This window comes from Hyalangium versicolor, assembly GCF_020103695.1.
Taxonomy (GTDB): domain Bacteria; phylum Myxococcota; class Myxococcia; order Myxococcales; family Myxococcaceae; genus Hyalangium; species Hyalangium versicolor.
Map to the genome: position 1 here is coordinate 293,841 of NZ_JAHXBF010000005.1, position 17,259 is coordinate 311,099.

The window sequence follows — 17,259 nt, forward strand, 5'->3', positions numbered from 1 at the left end:
GACCTCCCGAAGGAGGTGCGAGCCTACTTCTTCAGCTTGCTCGCCATCACGTCGCCGAGGCGCGCCTTGCTGCCCTCGGCCTGCTTGCGGAGGTACTCGCGGTAGTCATCCGAGCCCTCGCCGATGAGCGCCTTGATGGACAGCGCCACCTTCCGGTCCTGGGTGTTGATGTCGATGATCTTCACATCGACCTCCTGGGCCTCCTGCACGACGTCGCGCGGGTTCTCCACGCGCTCCTCGCGCAGCTCGGACACGTGCACCAGACCCTCGATGCCCGGCTCGATCTCCACGAACGCGCCGAAGTCGGTGACCTTGGTGACCTTGCCCTTCACGCGGCTGCCCACCGGGGTGCGCTCGGACAGCGTCTCCCAGGGATCGGGCGTGAGCTGCTTGATGCCGAGGCTGAAGCGCTCGTTCTCGACGTCGATGTTGAGCACCACCGCCTCAACCTCGTCGCCCTTCTTGTAGAGCTCGCCCGGGTGCTTGATGCGCTGGGTCCAGGAGATATCGGACACGTGAACCAGGCCGTCCACACCCTCCTCGACGCCGACGAACACGCCGAAGTCGGTGACGTTGCGGATCTGGCCCTTGATGACGGAGCCGATCGGGTACTTGTCCTCCAGCAGCGTCCAGGGGTTCTGCTCGATCTGCTTCATGCCGAGCGCGATGCGCTTGGCCTTCGGATCGATGTCCAGGACGACGGCCTCCACCTCCTGGCCGACCTCCAGGATCTTGGACGGGTGCTTGAGGCGCTTGGTCCAGGACATCTCGGACACGTGCACCAGACCCTCGACGCCCTGCTCGATCTCGATGAAGGCGCCGTAGTCGGTGATGGAGACGACCTTGCCGCGCACGCGGGTGCCGACCGGGTACTTCTCGTCGGCGCGGTGCCACGGATCCTCCTGGATCTGCTTGAGGCCCAGGCTGACGCGCTCCTGCGTCGGGTCGAACTTGAGGACGACGACGCGAACCTCGTCACCCACGTTGAACATCTCGCTGGGGTGACCGATGCGGCCCCAGGACATGTCGGTGATGTGGAGCAGGCCGTCGATGCCGCCCAGGTCGATGAAGGCGCCGTAGTCGGTGAGGTTCTTGACCACGCCCTTGAGGACCGCACCCTCCTTGAGGTTCTTGAGGGTCTCCTTCTTCATCTCCTCGCGCTGCTTCTCCAGCAGCACGCGGCGGCTCAGCACGATGTTGCCGCGCTTCTTGTTGAACTTGATGACCTTGAACTCGAATTCCTTCGAGATGTACTGGTCCAAGTTCCGAACGGGGCGGATATCCACCTGGGAGCCGGGCAGGAACGCCTTCACGCCGATGTCGACGGAGAGGCCACCCTTCACGCGACCCACGATGGTGCCCTTGACGATCTCATCGCGCTCGCAGGCGGCGCTGATCTCGTCCCAGATGCGCATCTTGTCGGCCTTCTCCTTGGAGAGGACGACCATGCCGGTGTCGTTCTCACGGCTCTCCAGGAGGACCTCGACGGCGTCACCGGCCTTGACGGTGATCTCGCCGCGGGGGCTGGTGAACTCGGAGATCGGAACCTGGCCTTCGGATTTGTACCCGATGTCGACGATCGCGTAGTCCTTCGTCACCTGAACGACGGTGCCCTTGACGATCTCACCCTCCTTGAGGATGCCGTCACCACCGCGCTCCTTGAGCGACGCCTCGAACATCGCGGCAAAATCTTCGTCGCCACCCTCCGGTCCGATCTGCTGGTTCACGTTCTGCTGCATGAATAGAAAGTCCTTGGTCAACGGTACAGCTGCCCCTGTTTGTCACGAGTGCCATCCGCGGGGCGCGACGGAAGCCTCGTGTATCCCCACCCTGGGGACGATGTAGAAGCCGCGCACCCTAGACACCGGTTATTCCGGCAGTCAAGCGAGCACGCGTTTACTGTGATGAAAGACCGATAGGGCGCGCCCGAGGGCTGGTTGGCTCCTGGGGTACCCTTCTGCCACACCCTGGCGGACCGGACGCGCTTCCCGGCCCGTGTGGGGTCCTCTCCTTTTATGAACGCGCTCCCCCCGGGGCAACATGTCCGAGGGGATGGCCCGGGCAGGTGGGATGCTTGCCCGCCCGCCCGAGAGGCATGAAGACGACTGGGACGGCGACTAGAACCACCACTCGGCGCGCGCGCCCAGGTAGTGACCGAAGGTGCGAGGACCGAACGTGGCGATGTACGGGGAGACCGCGAGTCCGGCGGCCCCGGCATTACGCGCCGCCTCATTATAGACGGCCAGGGTGTAGATGAAGCGCAGGTGCGGACGCGCCCAGGCCGAGCGCTCACCCGACGGCACGAGCGTGGGGGCGATGGAGAACTTCACCTCGCCCGGCATGCCCGGATCGTCCACGCCCTCGGGGATCTCCTGCTTGAACGTCTGGTAGGACAGCTCGTTGATCAGGTGGAAGTGGTCGGTGAAGTACACGAAGGTGCGAACGCCCGCGGCGAAGACGGAGCTCTCGTTGGAGGCCGTGCCGAGCAGCCGGGGGCCGTCCGCGGCGCCCTTGCTGGACTGGAAGAGGGCGTAGGCGTTGAGGGTGAACATCGGGTTCACGTTGAAGAGGAAGTGATCCACCGCCTCGAAGCCCAGCGCGCCGGAGAACTTGCCATCCTCGTTCGCCAGACCCTGGGTGTCCCAGGTGCCGGACTTGTTGAAGGCGCCGTTGGCGATGCCGCCGCCCACGCGCAGGGCCAGCTCGTTGAAGCTGCCGTTGCCCAGATCCAGGCGGCCCTTCACGCCACCCACGTAGCCGATGTCGGAAGGCGCCGCGGCCTCACCACCGATGGTCGCCCGGGCGGCGGGCAGATAGTGGAACTGCCCCATGAAGGTGACCGAGTGCTTATCCTGCACCGGCAGCACGTACTGGGCGACGAACACCGTGCGCTGACGGGTGATCGACGAGGTGGAGTCGTCCGCGTTGATGACGTCCAGCGGGCCGCCCGTCTTCATCAGCACCGCCAGGTCCAGGCCCTTGTACTTGGCGCCGAAGCCCTGCGCGCTGAGATCGTTGAAGAAGAAGTAGTCAGCGATGTGGATGTCCGTGCTGCGGTAGAAGCGCGTGCCGACCCAGATCCTCAGATCCGGCACCAGGTTGCCCGTCTCGAGGTAGGCCTGGAACAGCTCGATGCGCAGCTTGTCCGTGAAGTTGTTGGAGAAGGCGGTGATGAAGGAGCCGTTGGTGGGGAACATCGACGGCGTGAGCACGAGCTGGAACCACGGCTTCGTGGGATCGTCCGCCACCGGCTTGACGATGTTCAGCTTGAGGGTGGGCTCGAGGTAGTCACCCTCCTCGAGGCGGCCGCCCAGCGTGTTGCCCAGCAGGTTCATCGACAAGCCGTGCACGAATCGGCCGCTCTGGGGATTCCAGGCGGTGCCGATGCGGCCGTACATACCGAATTCAAAGGGTCCAGATTCGAGCCCCGCCATCGCGGTAGAGGGAACCGCGACCAAAGCCAACACAGCGAGCAGCGAATTCACACAGGAACGCAGTCTTCGAGCAGAAAGCACGATACAGCTCCCAAGATGTTGAGGATGTGTGGAGTACGCCGAGGAGAGGGGGTTCTCCACGGTAGGGCCCCGACGAGCCGCGCCCCTCATAAAGCCTGATAGTTCACAGAATCAAGCCTGATGATCATGGGAAAAACATGATACGCATCCGCTGCCCACGTCGGGGCGGCGACATTGGCCGCAATGACTTGCTGCGTCAATCATTGACGGGCCGCGTCAGTTCGCTCGGAATCGCGGCCCGCGTCCCAACCCCGGGGCGCCTCCGCTGGGAGGAAGACTCGCAATGAAGAAGGTACTCGCAGGTCTCGCGGCCGTGGCAACGCTTTTTGCTCCGGGCCTCGCGCTGGCGGAGAAGCTTGTCATCGCCTGTGGCTCCGTGGGCCAGGAAGCGGATGTCTGCAAACAGGGCGCGGAAGCCTGGGCAAAGAAGACCGGAAACACCGTGGAGTTGATGAGCGTGCCGCAAGATGCGGGGCAGCAGCTCGCGCAATTCCAGCAGTTGCTGGCGGCCGGCTCGGCGGACGTGGACGTGATCCGCATCGACGTGGTGTGGCCGGGCCTGATGGCCAACAACTTCGTCGACCTGAAGCAGTACTTCGGCGAGGACGTGCTCAAAGAGCACTTTCAGCCCATCGTAAAAAACAACACGGTGAATGGAAAATTGATTGCCATCCCGTGGTTCACGGACGCGGGACTTCTCTATTACCGCAAGGATCTGCTGGAGAAGTACGGGCAGAAGCCTCCCACCACGTGGCAGGAGTTGGTGCAGTCGGCCAAGGCGGTGCTGGAGGGAGAGAAGAAGGCGGGCGATGCCAAGCTGGTGGGGTTTGTCTTCCAGGGCAAGGCGTACGAGGGCCTGACTTGCAACGCATTGGAGTGGATCGACTCGTTCAAGGGCGGGACGATCGTGGACTCCACGGGCAACGTGACGGTGAACAACCCGAAGGCGGCCGAGGCGATCGACTTCTTCGCGGGGCTGGTGGGCAACGTGGTGCCCAAGGGCGTGCTGAACTACCAGGAGGAAGAGGCGCGCAATGCCTTCCAGGCGGGCAACGCGGTGTTCATGCGCAACTGGCCGTACGCCTGGGCGCTGGTGAACGGCAAGGACAGCCCGGTGGCCGGCAAGGTGGGCGTGATGGCGCTGCCCAAGGGCGGCGCGGACGGCAAGTCCACCGGGACGCTGGGCGGCTGGCAGTTGGGCGTGTCGAAGTTCTCCAAGAACCCGAAGCTGGCGGCGGACCTGGTGAAGTACCTGACGGGCCCCGAGGAGCAGAAGCGCCGCGCGCTGGTGGCCTCGTTCAACCCCACCATCATGAGCCTCTACAAGGACCCGGAATTGCTCAAGGCCAACCCCTTCATGGGCAGCCTGTATGACACCTTCGTGAATGCGGTTCCCCGGCCGACCATCACGGGGGCGAAGTACAACCAGGTGAGCACCGAGTTCCGCAACGGCGTGTACGCGACGCTGACCGGCAAGGGCAAGGCGGCCGACAACCTGAAGAAGGTCGAGGCGAAGCTCCAGAGCCTCGGCAAGGGCGGTAAGTGGTAAAAGGGCGGTGATGACCCGCTCTACGACTCCGGTTGCCAACAGCACGGTCACGGGTGAGCCCGAGGCTCCTCCCTCCGCGCTCATCCGCCAACGAACCCGCGCTGCATGGATGTTCCTCGCGCCCACGCTGATCGTCATGGGCCTGGTCGCGGGATGGCCCCTGGCTCGCACGTTCTGGTTCGCGTTCACGGACGCGAACCTGACGGACCTGGGGGCCTCGCAGTTCGTGGGGCTGGACAGCCTCCAGTACGTCCTGGAGGACCCGGACTGGTGGACCACGGTGTGGACCACCTTCCGGTTCACCTTCGTCTCGGTGTTCCTCGAGACGGTCCTGGGGATGGTCATCGCCCTGGCGCTGCACGCGAAGTTCAGCGGCCGGGGCGTGCTTCGCGCCGCGGTGCTGGTGCCCTGGGCCATTCCCACCGTTGTCTCCGCGAGGATGTGGGCGTGGATGTTCAATGACATCTACGGTGTCGTGAACGCGATCTTCCTGAAGCTGGGGCTCATCCACGAGGCGCTGGCCTGGACGGCGGAGCCGGGCCTGTCGTTCGCGGCGGTGGTTGCCGTGGACGTGTGGAAGACGACGCCCTTCATGGCGCTGCTGATTCTCGCGGCGCTGCAGATGCTGCCGGACGACATCTACGAGGCGGCGCGCATCGACGGGGCGGGACCGATCCGGGTCTTCTTCCAGGTGACGCTGCCGCTGCTCCGGGGACCGCTGATGGTGGCCATCATCTTCCGCATGCTGGACGCGCTGCGCGTGTTCGACGTGTTCTTCGTGCTCACGGGAGGTAGCACGGAGACGATGCCGATGGCGGGCTACGCTCGGCAGCGGATGTTCGAGTACCAGGAGATTGGTGTGGGCTCTGCTTCCGCAGCGCTCTTGTTCGCGATCATCGCCCTGTTCACCGCCGTCTATATGGTGGTCGGACGGGTGAAGCTCACGGAGGCCTAGGACATGCGCTGGGTGAAGAAGATCGCGTTCTGGTTTCTGCTGGCGGTGATCACCGTCTACACGCTGTTCCCCTTCTACTGGGCGATCGTCTCGTCCCTGAAGACGGGCAGCGCGCTGTTCGAAGTGGACCCCTGGCCGAAGGAGCCCGCGTGGAGCAACTACGTGGCCGTCTTCACGGCGCAGCCCTTCGGGCAGAACATCTTCAACTCCGTCATCGTCGCCACGGCGGTGGTGGTGCTGTCGCTGCTGCTGGGGCTGACGGCCTCGTTCGCTCTGGCGCGCATCGAGTTCCGGGGGCGAGGGCTGTTGCTGCTCATGGTGCTCGGCGTGTCCATGTTCCCGCAGATCGCCGTGCTGTCGGGCATGTTCGAGCTGGTGCGCGCCCTGGGCTTCTACAACAAGCTGCCCGCGCTGATCGTCTCGAACCTGATCCTCACCCTGCCCTTCACGGTCTGGGTGCTGACCACGTTCATGCGCGAGTTGCCCAAGGAGTTGGAGGAGGCGGCCATCGTCGATGGCGCCACTCCGACGACGATCGTCTTCCGCGTGTTCCTGCCGCTGCTGGGGCCCGCCATGGCGACGACGGGGCTGCTGGCGTTCATCGCCGCATGGAACGAGTTCCTCTTCGCGCTCACCTTCACCCAGTCCGACCACGTGCGGACGGTGCCGGTGGCCATCGCCCTCTTCAGCGGTGGCAGCGCGTTCGAGACGCCTTGGGGCCTCATCATGGCTGCCTCGGTGATCGTCACGGTGCCGCTGGTGGTACTGGTGCTGATCTTCCAGCGGAAGATCGTCTCCGGCCTCACCGCCGGCGCGGTGAAGGGCTGACACGGGGCGTAGGCCCCTCTGCGCTCGTCCGCTGCGCTTGACCCTGGAGTGCTTGTGGGACAGTCTGCCCGCCCCATGTTGCTCTCTCGCACGCTGAGTGCGAACACCGGGACCCGTCCCTGGCCAGGCGTCAGATGGCTCGTCGTGCTTGGCCTGATGGTTGTCTGTGCCTGCACCGAGCGAGCCTCTCCACCGCCTGCTCCTGTGGCGCCGAGGCTGGTCTCTCTCTCCCCTGCCATCACCGAGGTGTTGTTCTCGATTGGTGCGGGGGACCAGGTGGTCGGCATCTCGAACTATTGCGACTTCCCGCCGGAGGCCATCCGGCTTCCTCGAGCGGGTACCGCGCTCACGCCCGCCTACGAGGCGCTGGCAGGACTGCGCCCGACCCGGATCATCAGTGAGCGCACCCTGAATTCGCGAGAGCAGGAACTGGCCGCGATCGCGCCCACCGAGTTGCTGTCGTGGCACAGCCTCGACGACATCGTGGAGAGCACTCGCAAGCTGGGACAGTGGACGGGTCACCAGGACCGAGCCGAAGAGCTCGCTCGCCGGCTGAAGGAGACGCTGTCGCGCCGCGCCCCACCCAATGCGCCTCGCGTGCTGCTCGTGATCGGAGGCACGCAGGAGCTCTCCAGCATCTGGTACATGAAGCCCAACTCCCTTCATGGTGCAGCGCTGGAGGCGGCCGGGGCCCGCAACATCATCGAGACGCCCTCCTCGGGGCCGCCCAACCTCTCGATGGAGCGCGTCATCGAACTCAATCCCGATGCCATCCTCGTCCTGGTGTCCGGTGAGTTGGATGAGGCGGCGCGGCAGAGCTATCTGGATGCCTGGAAGAAGCTCTCCACCCTCAAGGCCGTTCGGTGTGACGCGGTCCGGATCATCTCGGGCAAGGGGGTGCAATCCGTAGGCCCCCGCATCCTCGAGCTCGTCGAGCGGCTCCGTCAGGAACTGCCTTCCGTGCCCTGTGCCAAGTGATCCTGCTCCGACGATGCTGGATCTTCAGCAAGTCACCCTGCACCAAGGCACGAGCACCGTCCTCGATGATGTCTCGCTGCGGATGTCGCCCTCGGACTTCATCGCCGTCGTGGGCCCCAATGGGGCGGGCAAGAGCACCCTGCTGCGGGTAGCGCTCGGCTTGCTGCGGCCGACCTCCGGGACGGTCCGGGTGGAGGGAGTCCCCGTCCATCATCTCGCGGCACACGAGCGTGCGGCGCGGTTGGCATGGTTGCCTCAGCGGCTCGGCATCACCGAACCCATCCCGGTCCTCGAGTTGGTGGCCGCGGCACGCTACCGGTTCCCCGAGTCCCATGCGGCTTCGCTGGAGGCGGCTCGTTCCGCGCTGGAGCGGGTGCAGGCCAGCGCTTTCGCCTCTCGGACGTACACCCAGCTCTCGGGCGGTGAACAACAGAAGGTGGCCATCGCGGCATTGCTCTCCCAGGAGCCCCGGCTGGTGCTGATGGATGAGCCCGCCAGCTACCTGGATCCCGCGCAACAGATAGAGCTCTACCGACTCGTCGGCCAGCTGTGGCGCGCGGGGCTGGGGATTCTGTGCGTCACGCATGACGTCAACGTCCTCTCCCACGCGGTGGAGCCCGAGGAGTCGCGGCGGATCCAAGTGGTGGGACTCGAGGCCGGGAGGATTCGGTTCACAGCCCGCTACGACGCGCCGGAGCTCGGCGAACAGCTTGGCAGCCTGTTCCGGGTGGAGGTCCAGTCGGTCCAGCTTCACGGACGACGGTTCTTCGCCAGCGGTCCGCTCTCGGCGAGGCAGCCATGAAGAGGCGGATCCTGCTGCTGGTCGTGGTCAGCATCGGCATCCTGGTGGCGGCGCCCTTCGTGGGTCCTCCCCTTCCGGCGGGGGCAGAGGACTTCGTCTTCTGGCACCTGCGCATGCCGCGCGTGCTGATGGCCGTACTGGTGGGGAGCACGCTCTCGCTGGTGGGCGTCGTCTATCAGTCGCTCTTCTCCAACCCACTGGCCGCGCCGAGCACCGTGGGCACCACGGCCGGCGCGATGCTGGGCGCGGTGGCCGCGCTCGTGCTCGGCGCCAGCTTCCATGCCTGGGGCGTCTCGTTCATCGTCGGCGCCGCATTCCTGGGAGCCATCGGGGTCAGCCTGCTGGTGGCCGCCATCGCAGCGCGCAGGAGGGTCCGGATCAACGATCTCGTGCTCGCAGGCCTGGCGGTCTCGCTGGCGGCCAGCTCGCTCTCCACGGGGCTCCAGCAGTCCGCGGACTCGGCCACGTTGGCAGCCGCCATGCAGTGGTCTCTCGGCCACCTTCCCCAGGTGGGCTACCGAGGAGTCCTGATCCTGTTGCCGTTCTGCCTGATCTCCTGCGCGGGACTGCTGGGGCAGATCCGAAACCTGGAGGCGCTCGCGTGGGGTGAAGAGCTGGCCTATGCCCGCGGCGTGAACATCCGCAGGCTCCGGGCGAGCGTGATCGGGCTCGCGGCGCTGGGAGTCGCGGCCTGCACCGCCTGGTGTGGTCCCATTGCCTTCGTGGAGCTCATCGTGCCTCACCTGGTGCGGCTGGCCCTGGGTGCCAGCAGGCGAATCATCCTTCCCATGTCCGCCGTGACGGGAGCGGCCTTCCTGGCCGCGTGCGATACCGTGGCGAGGATCCTCATTCCCGGGAGGGATCTGCCGGTGGGCATGCTTACCGCCGCGATGGGAGCGCCGCTCCTGGTCCTCCTTCTCACCCGCCAGGTCCGCACGCAGGGAGCGATCCATGGAGGCTAGAGCGACGCCCGCCTTCATCATTGCAGGCACGCACAGCGGAGTGGGCAAGACGACGACCAGCCTGATTCTCATGGCCGCGCTCCGCGGTCGTGGCTATCAGGTCCAGCCCTTCAAGATCGGGCCCGACTTCATCGATCCCGGGTACCACCGGCGGGTGACCGAGCGGAGCTCCATCAACCTCGATCTGTGGATGATGGGACTGGCCCCTCTGCGCCGGAGCTTCTCCACGTTTGCCTCCGGGTCGGATGTCGCGATCATCGAGAGCATGGGGGCGCTCCATGACGGAGAGAACGGGACGAAGGAGCGGGGCAGTGCCAGCTTTCTCGCCAGGAAGCTGGGCATCCCGGTGGTGCTGGTCATCGACATCTGGGGCATGACCCGAAGCACGGGAGCCGTCCTGAGAGGCTTCATGGACTTCGATCCCCGCGTGCGGATCTCCGGGTTCATCCTCAACCGAGCTGGGAGCAAGCGGCACTACCAGATGGTGCTCGACTCTCTCCCACCGAAGCTCCAGAAGCTCTCGCTGGGGTACATCCTCCACACCAACGAGCTTGCCATTCCCGAGCGGCACCTGGGCCTGCTGACCGTGGAAGAGAACTCGCTCGGAGAGGCCTGGGAGCGGAAGTTGCGAGAGGCCGGGCAGACGCTCGATCTCGAGAACCTGGAGCGGCGCTTCCGCATCGTCCGGCGGCGAAGGGCCGCAGCCTCTTCTCAGACGCCACGGTTCGCGGCCCGGTGCCGGCTGGCGGTCGCCAGGGATCAGGCCTTCTGCTTCTATTACCCGGAGAACCTCCAGATGCTGGAGGCGGCCGGGGCGCAGCTTCAGTTCTTCAGCCCGGTGAAGGACGCTCGGCTTCCGCCTGGAACCGATGGCCTCTACCTCGGAGGCGGCTACCCCGAGAGCTTCGCGGCGGAGCTGGCACGCAACACGCCCATGCGTGAGGAGATCGCCGCCAGAGCCCACCAGGGAATGCCCATCTATGCGGAGTGTGGAGGGCTCATGTACCTGGGGCAAAGCCTCACGGGCTTCGATGGCGCCCGCCACCCCATGGCCTCCGTGCTGCCGCTCGACTTCCTGATGGACAGCAAGCACCTCTCCATCAAGTACGTGGAGGTCAAGACAACGCGTCCCACACTCCTGGGGCCCGCCGGCACCACGGCACGCGGCCAGGAGTTCCATCAGTCTCGAATCCTTCACACTCCCAGGAGTTCGCGTGGCTATCGCGTAACGAGCAGCATGGGAGAGCAATTTAGAGAGGGATTCCTTTGGAAGAACGTCCTGGGCAGCTATGTTCATCTGCACTTCAGGTCGAACCCTTCCATTCCAGACAACTGGATCAAGAAGTGCCTGGAAAGCCGATAAGACATCCTGCCGCGACCTGAGTGACGAGCCACAGTTCACCCAGACCGGGAGTCACAGGCATGATGACGTGGATGATGCGGGGGCATCTGCCCTTGTTGATGTGCGGCCTTCTGAGCACGAGTTGCGCGGGTTTCTTGAAGCCCAAGCCCCCACCTCCCGCCACCGTCAAGGTGGCCACAGTGCACTTCGAACCCCAGGAGGGCCAGGTCGATCAGAACCGCCAGCGGTTGGTGCAGCTGACTGAGGAAGCGGCCAGCCATGGGGCCCAGATCATCGTCCATACGGAGATGGCCACCTCGGGCTACTCGTTCTTCAGCCGGGAGGAGATCTCGAAAGTCGCGGAGCCCATCCCGGGGCCTTCCACGCAAGCCTTGGGGGCGGTCGCCAAACACTACGGCGTCTATGTGGCCTTCGGACTTCCGGAGTACGAGGCCAAGACGAACCTCTACTACAACGCGGTGGCACTCATCGGGCCCGATGGGAAGGTGTTGGGGGTCTACCGCAAGCGCAACAACCTGCTCGAGGCCTCCTACAATGCCGAGGTCTTCGCGCCCATTCCGACCTTCGACACGCCGTATGGGCGGCTGAGCATCGTCATCTGCGCGGACATGTTCTACTCGCAGTTCCCCCGGCTGGCGGCCATCGCGGGCACCCAGATCCTGTTGGCACCGGCTAACGTGGGCATCACCACCGACTTCGTGAGGGTCCGCACCTTCGAGAATGACTTCTCGATGATCGTGGCGAACCGCTTCGGCAAGGGTGGGCAGGGCAGCAAGAAGGTCTTCTTCAATCAGGACTCCTTCACCATCCCCTCCCCGTTTCCCTACGACTTCAGCTACGACTCTCGCAGCATCATCATGACGTCCACGGGGCAGGTGCTCGCGGATCTCTCGCAGCCGCAGATCGCCATCGGTTATGGCGAGCTCCCCGTCCGCGAGCAGAGAGTCTTCCCGGTGGTCCGTCGCCCAGAGCTCTACTCGCTCATCGGCCAGGACACGCTGGAGTCCTATACCTTCAGCCAGTTCGGGCTCCCGCCCGTTGGCATCTTCGCCGCGGCCGCGGTGGATCCCGGGTCGTCCGCCACTCCCTGGGATGCCGCATTGGCCTCGGCGAACAGCGCGCTCGCGGCGGCGAAGCAGGCGGGCTACACGCTGAGGCTGATCGTCTACCCCGCCAACTACTTCCAGGCCCCTGATCCCACGGGCCTGCAGGCGCTCCAGGCGTTCTCCACACAGTCCAACGTCGATCTGTTGCTCCACTTCGGAGCCGCCGCTCCGCCGGAGAGCCGGCTCCTCACACCCTCCGGGCAGAGCTACACCTATTTGCGGACGCACCGCGCCAGGGACGAGCAGATCCCGCTTGCGAACAATTACTGGATCATCGACCGGGACTACGCCCGCGTGGCCTTGCTGCAGGACAAGGACATGTTCGCTCCCGAGACCTCCACGGTCATGGCGAAGCTCGGCGTGGACGTGGTGGCCATCAACGCGGACACCGACTCCAGCGTGCTCAGCCCCCTGTGGCAGAGCCGGACGGGCGACTACCTGCACATCGTCGTCGCCAACCTGCACGGCAAGGAAGGCATCTACCTGGGCGGCTATCAGTCCAACCCCAGCTTCATGGAGGCCGATGGCCGCGTGCTCATGCAGCTCAACACGCAGCACGTCCGCTCCAAGAAGGAGCCGCGCTTCCTCGACTTCCAGCAGATGCTCCTGCCCTGCGGGAAGGACAACTGCTGAGGGACTCTCGCTCCTGGCCGGCCGGTACGCGCGGCTAGGAGTTGAAGAGCTTGAGGGTCTCGCGGGCGATGACCATCCGCTGCACCTCGCTGGTGCCCTCGTAGATGGTCTGCACGCGCGCGTCACGGAAGTAGCGCTCGACGGGGAACTCGTCGATGTAGCCGTAGCCACCGTGGAGCTGCACGGCCTTGTCGCAAACCCGGTTGGCCATCTCGCTGGCATACAGCTTCGCCATGGAGGCCTCTCGCGTGAACGGCTTGCCCGTCTCCTTCAGATAGGCCGCCCTCAGCGTCAGCAGCTCGGCCGCCGAGAGCTGCACCTTCATGTCCGCCATCATGAAGCGCGGCACCTGGAACTCGGCGACGGGCTGTTTGAAGGCCTGGCGGTCCTTCGTGTACCGCACCGTCGCCTCCAGCGCCGCCCTCGCCACACCACAGGCCTGCGAAGCGATGCCGATACGCCCACCGTCCAGCGCCACCATCGCCAGCTTGAACCCCTCCCCTTCCTTCCCCAGGAGCTGGTCCGCCGGAATGGTGCAGTCCTCGAACGTCAGGCTCACCGTGTTCGAGGAGCGCAGCCCCATCTTGTCCTCATGCTTGCCGATGATGAGGCCCTTGGTTCCGCCCTCCACGATGAAGCACGACAGGCCCTTGTTGCCCGGCTGCTGCGAGGTGCGCGCCCACACCACGATCACCCCCGCGTGCGCGCCCGAGGTGATCCACTGCTTGCTGCCGTTGAGCACCCACGTGTCGCCCTTGCGCACCGCCGTGGTGCGCATCGCAGCCGGATCAGAGCCCGCATGGGGCTCGGACAGAGCAAATGCTCCCACCACCGCCTCGCCCGAGGTCAGCTTCGTGACGAACCGCTCCCGCTGGGCCTCCGTCGCGAACGCGTGGATCAGCTCCGCGCACATGTTCGTCACGGACATGGCCACGGACGTGGAGGCGCACGCCGCGGCGATCTCCATCATCGCCAGCGAGTAGGCGACCACCCCCGCCTCGGCTCCGCCGTAGCGTGCCGGGAGGTTCACCCCCAGCAATCCCAGCTCGGCCAGCTCCTTGAAGAGCGCCGTGGGGAAGATCTCCTCGCGATCGAAGGTGCGCGCCTGCGGGGCCACCTTCTCCTTGGCGAACTTGCGCGCGGTGTCGCGGATGAGCGTCTGGGTCTCGGTGAGCTCGAGATTCACGGGAGTCCTACTCGATGGCCGTCAGGTTGAACGGATACTCAATGGGGTGGTCCTTGCCGTCCGGCGGCTTGGGGAAGCTCATGGACGTGAGCACCGCCACCACGCAGTCGTGCAGACCCGAGTCCTTCAGCGTGGTCCCCTTCTTCATCACCCGGGCGTCCCTCACCAGTCCCTGGTCGGTGATGACGAAGGACGTCATCAGCTTGCCCTCCACCTTCTTCGACTTGGAGGCCATGGTGTCCTCGTAGCACTCCCGGATCTTCCCCTTGTGGTGCTGGATCACCTGCTGGACCGAGTCCGGCGTGAAGGGCAGCCGGCTGGGGTCGAACTCGGGCTCGGCGGGCTTCTGCGCGGCCGGAGCCGGGGCCTTGGCGGATTTCCCCGCTGGGGCGCCCTGCGCGAACGTCACCTGGGAAGCCAGCAACAACAGTGCGATGAGGGACTGCTTCATACCTACTCCTTGAGGACGTTGGCCGAGATGACGATGCGCTGGATCTCGCTCGTCCCCTCGTAGATCTCGGTGATGCGCGCGTCGCGCACGTGGCGCTCGGCGTCCATCTCCTTGCTGTAACCCATGCCGCCGTGGACCTGCAGGGCCTTGTTCGCCACGCGGCTGGCCATCTCGCTGGCGTACAGCTTCGCCATCGCGCTCTCCGCCGAGTGCCGCACGCCCTTGTCCTTGAGCAGCGCCGCCTGGTGCACCAGCAGCCGGGCCGCGTCGATCTCGGTGGCCATGTCCGCCAGCATGAACTGGATGGCCTGGTGATCGCGGATCGGCTTGCCGAACGTCTTGCGCTCGCCCGAGTAGCGCACTGCTTCCTCGAAGGCCGCCCGGGCGATGCCCAGCGCCTGAGACGCGATGCCGATGCGCCCTCCGTCCAGCGTGCTCATGGCGACCTTGAAGCCCTCGCCCTCCTTGCCCAGGATGTTCTTCGCCGGCACGCGCATGTCCTCGAAGAACATGGAGCAGGACCAGGCCGCGCTGATGCCCATCTTCTTGTCCGGCTCAGCGCGGATGAAGCCCGGCGTGTTGGTGGGAACCAGGAAGGCGGTGATGCCCTTGTTGCCCGCCTCTTTGTTCGTCATCGTGAACAGGACGATGGCGTCCGCCTTGGGGCCGTTGGTGATCCAGTTCTTCGAGCCGTTGATGACGAACTCGTCACCTCGGCGCACGGCCACCGTCTTCTGCGCCGCCGCGTCGCTGCCGGCCTCGGGCTCGGTGAGGCCGAAGCAGCCCAGCTTCTCGCCGCGGGCGAAGGGCACCAGGAACTCCTGCTTCTGCGCCTCGGTGCCGAACTTCATCACCGGATCGCAGTAGAGCGAGTTGTTCACGCTCATGATGACGCCGGTGGAGGCGCAGCCGCGGCTGATCTCCTCCATGGCGAGCGCGTAGCAGACGTTGTCCAGACCGGCGCCGCCGTACTGCTCGGGGACGGCCACGGCCAGCAGCGAGAGCTCCGCGAGCTGCTTCACCGCCTCGGTGGGCCACGCGTGGGTCTCGTCCCACTTGCGGGCGTTGGGGATGAGCTCTTTCGCGGCGAACTCACGACATACCCGCTGGATGTCGCGCTGGATGTCGGTCAGCTCGAAGTTCATGGCACTCCTGGGGAAGGTGGCCCGTCTCCATAGTATGCGGCGGGCCTCGGGGGAACACCGACCGTCAGTCGGAGACACCTGAGCCCGGGTTGCCGCGCCTATTAGAGACCGACCGGTCGGAAGGGCCCTGGGGCGGGAGGCGTGCCCCAGGGAACACTCCGCGTGGAACTGTCAGGCGCTCACTTGCCCGTGAAGCCAGCGGGGCGCTTCTCGAGGAACGCCTTCATGCCCTCGCGCTGGTCGTCCGAGCCGAAGAGGGCCGCGAAGCCCTGGCGCTCCAGCTCGTTGGCGGCGCGCAGGTCCTGGTCCGCGCCGAACTCGATGACGCGCTTGGCCTGGGAGATGGCGAGCGGGCCGTTCTTGAGGATCTTCTCAGCCACGGTGCGGCAGTGCTCCAGCAGCTTGTCGGCAGGCAGCACGTCCAGCACCAGGCCGTACTCCTTGGCCTGGGCGGCCGTCACGTGGGAGCCGCTGAAGATGAGCTCCTTGGCGCGCATCTTCCCCACAAGGCGGGTGAGGCGCTGCGTGCCGCCGAAGCCGGGGATGACGCCGAGGGACACTTCGGGGAGCCCCAGCTTCGCCTTCTCCGAGGCGTAGATGAGATCGCAGGCCAGGGCCAGCTCGCAGCCGCCGCCCAGGGCGAAGCCGTTGACGGCCGCAATGGTCGGGATGGGCAGGGACTCCAGCAGCGCGAAGGCGCGGTGCCCGAGCGCGGCGAACTCACGGGCCTGCCCCGCGGTGATGGTGGACATCTCGGAGATGTCCGCGCCCGCGACGAAGGCCTTCTCCCCTCCTCCGGTGACGATGAGCACGCGGGTGCTCTCATCCAGGGAGCGGAGGGCGGATTCGATCTCCTGGAGCGTCTGGCTGTTGAGGGCGTTGAGCGCCTTGGGCCGATCGATCGTGAGCGTCGTGATGACGCCCTGAGTCTCCAGCCGGATGTTCTGGTAGGCCATGGCCATGTGAGATCCTCGGGGGTTTGAGGGCACGGACGGGTGCTTCCGTCCGCGCGTTCATACCACTCCCCAAGTGGGCTCCAAGGGCGATCTCAGGAGCCTGGGTCTCCAGCGCCTTGCAGCGAACGTGGAGGCGCTGAGTTCGCGGCTCAGGGCTCGGCCCACTGCCTCAGCAGGTTGTGGTAGACGCCCGTCAGCATGACCAGCGAGGGGCTCTTGGGCACCTCCTGGTTCAGCTGCATGATCGCCGTATCGAGATCGAAGAGCAGCGCCCGGTGGCTCACGTCCCGAATCATGCTCTGCACCCAGAAGAAGGACGCCAGCCGCACTCCTCGTGTCACCGGCGTCACATGGTGCAGGCTCGAGGCAGGATAGATGATGAGATCTCCTGCCGGCAGCTTCACCGAGTGGCTGCCATAGGTGTCCTCCACCACCAGCTCGCCGCCGTCGTAGCTCTCGGGCTCGGACAGGAAGAGCGTCGCCGAGACATCGGTGCGGATGCGCAGGGGGGTCCCGGTGATCGGGCGGATGGCGTTGTCCACGTGCGACCCGAAGGTCATTCCTCCTTCGTACCGATTGAAGAGCGGAGGAAAGACCCGCTGCGGCAGCACGGAGGAGATGAACAGCGGGCTCCGCTCGAGTGCCGCCAGCACCACATCCCCCAGCTCTCGTGCCGCCGGGCTGTTCTCCGGGAGCTGCAGGTTCTTCTTCACCTGCGCCGACTGGTGGCCGGCCGTGCTGCGGCCGTCTTCCCAATCCGCCTGGGTGAGGATCTGCCGGCAGCGGCCAGCCTGCTCGGCGGTGAGAACCTGGGGGATGTGAAGCATCAT

Annotated in this window: 15 protein-coding genes; 8 read left to right on the forward strand and 7 right to left on the reverse strand. The window is 65.6% G+C overall.

Features of this window, described 5'->3' with window-relative positions:
- Positions 1–23 precede the first annotated feature (23 nt).
- Positions 24–1,739, reverse strand: coding sequence for a 30S ribosomal protein S1 (locus tag KY501_RS12815; protein WP_224363187.1), 1,716 nt, complete (start codon positions 1,737–1,739; stop codon positions 24–26).
- Positions 1,740–2,117: 378 nt separating this feature from the next.
- Positions 2,118–3,398: a carbohydrate porin gene (locus tag KY501_RS12820; RefSeq protein WP_255636438.1), complete on the reverse strand. Its 1,281-nt coding sequence runs from the start codon at positions 3,396–3,398 to the stop codon at positions 2,118–2,120.
- Positions 3,399–3,798: 400 nt separating this feature from the next.
- On the opposite strand from KY501_RS12820, the gene KY501_RS12825 reads away from it, so the two are divergent.
- The 8 genes from KY501_RS12825 (at position 3,799) to KY501_RS12860 (ending at position 12,691) form a co-directional block, all read left to right on the forward strand.
- Complete coding sequence (locus KY501_RS12825) at positions 3,799–5,064, forward strand: ABC transporter substrate-binding protein (protein WP_224363189.1); 1,266 nt, start codon at positions 3,799–3,801, stop codon at positions 5,062–5,064.
- 10 nt (positions 5,065–5,074) lie between these two features.
- The gene (locus KY501_RS12830; protein WP_224363190.1) at positions 5,075–6,019 is read left to right on the forward strand and encodes a carbohydrate ABC transporter permease; all 945 of its coding nucleotides are present in this window, start codon (positions 5,075–5,077) and stop codon (positions 6,017–6,019) included.
- 3 nt (positions 6,020–6,022) lie between these two features.
- Positions 6,023–6,847, forward strand: a complete 825-nt coding sequence (locus KY501_RS12835) for a carbohydrate ABC transporter permease (RefSeq protein WP_224363191.1) — start codon at positions 6,023–6,025, stop codon at positions 6,845–6,847.
- A gap of 144 nt (positions 6,848–6,991) precedes the next feature.
- A complete protein-coding gene (locus KY501_RS12840) occupies positions 6,992–7,825 on the forward strand; it encodes an ABC transporter substrate-binding protein (RefSeq protein WP_224363192.1) in 834 nt (277 codons plus the stop codon).
- Between the two features lie 13 nt (positions 7,826–7,838).
- Positions 7,839–8,627, forward strand: a complete 789-nt coding sequence (locus tag KY501_RS12845; protein WP_224363193.1) for an ABC transporter ATP-binding protein — start codon at positions 7,839–7,841, stop codon at positions 8,625–8,627.
- A complete protein-coding gene (locus KY501_RS12850; RefSeq protein ID WP_224363194.1) occupies positions 8,624–9,589 on the forward strand; it encodes a FecCD family ABC transporter permease in 966 nt (321 codons plus the stop codon). The genes KY501_RS12845 and KY501_RS12850 overlap by 4 nt, the downstream gene beginning before the upstream one ends.
- A complete protein-coding gene (locus KY501_RS12855) occupies positions 9,579–10,952 on the forward strand; it encodes a cobyrinic acid a,c-diamide synthase CobB (protein WP_224363195.1) in 1,374 nt (457 codons plus the stop codon). Before KY501_RS12850 ends, KY501_RS12855 begins: the two co-directional genes overlap by 11 nt.
- A gap of 59 nt (positions 10,953–11,011) precedes the next feature.
- Positions 11,012–12,691: a nitrilase-related carbon-nitrogen hydrolase gene (locus KY501_RS12860; protein ID WP_224363196.1), complete on the forward strand. Its 1,680-nt coding sequence runs from the start codon at positions 11,012–11,014 to the stop codon at positions 12,689–12,691.
- Between the two features lie 34 nt (positions 12,692–12,725).
- On the opposite strand, the gene KY501_RS12865 is transcribed toward KY501_RS12860, so the two are convergent.
- The 5 genes from KY501_RS12865 to KY501_RS12885 form a co-directional block, all read right to left on the reverse strand.
- Positions 12,726–13,877 (reverse strand): acyl-CoA dehydrogenase family protein, encoded by a 1,152-nt coding sequence (locus KY501_RS12865; protein WP_224363197.1) that lies wholly within the window; start codon positions 13,875–13,877, stop codon positions 12,726–12,728.
- A gap of 7 nt (positions 13,878–13,884) precedes the next feature.
- Positions 13,885–14,328, reverse strand: a complete 444-nt coding sequence (locus tag KY501_RS12870; RefSeq protein ID WP_224363198.1) for an AgmX/PglI C-terminal domain-containing protein — start codon at positions 14,326–14,328, stop codon at positions 13,885–13,887.
- A 2-nt stretch (positions 14,329–14,330) separates the two neighbouring features.
- Positions 14,331–15,473, reverse strand: a complete 1,143-nt coding sequence (locus tag KY501_RS12875) for an acyl-CoA dehydrogenase (RefSeq protein WP_224363199.1) — start codon at positions 15,471–15,473, stop codon at positions 14,331–14,333.
- A gap of 179 nt (positions 15,474–15,652) precedes the next feature.
- Positions 15,653–16,429, reverse strand: a complete 777-nt coding sequence (locus tag KY501_RS12880; protein ID WP_224363398.1) for an enoyl-CoA hydratase/isomerase family protein — start codon at positions 16,427–16,429, stop codon at positions 15,653–15,655.
- A gap of 149 nt (positions 16,430–16,578) precedes the next feature.
- Positions 16,579–17,259: a Fe2+-dependent dioxygenase gene (locus KY501_RS12885; protein ID WP_224363200.1), complete on the reverse strand. Its 681-nt coding sequence runs from the start codon at positions 17,257–17,259 to the stop codon at positions 16,579–16,581.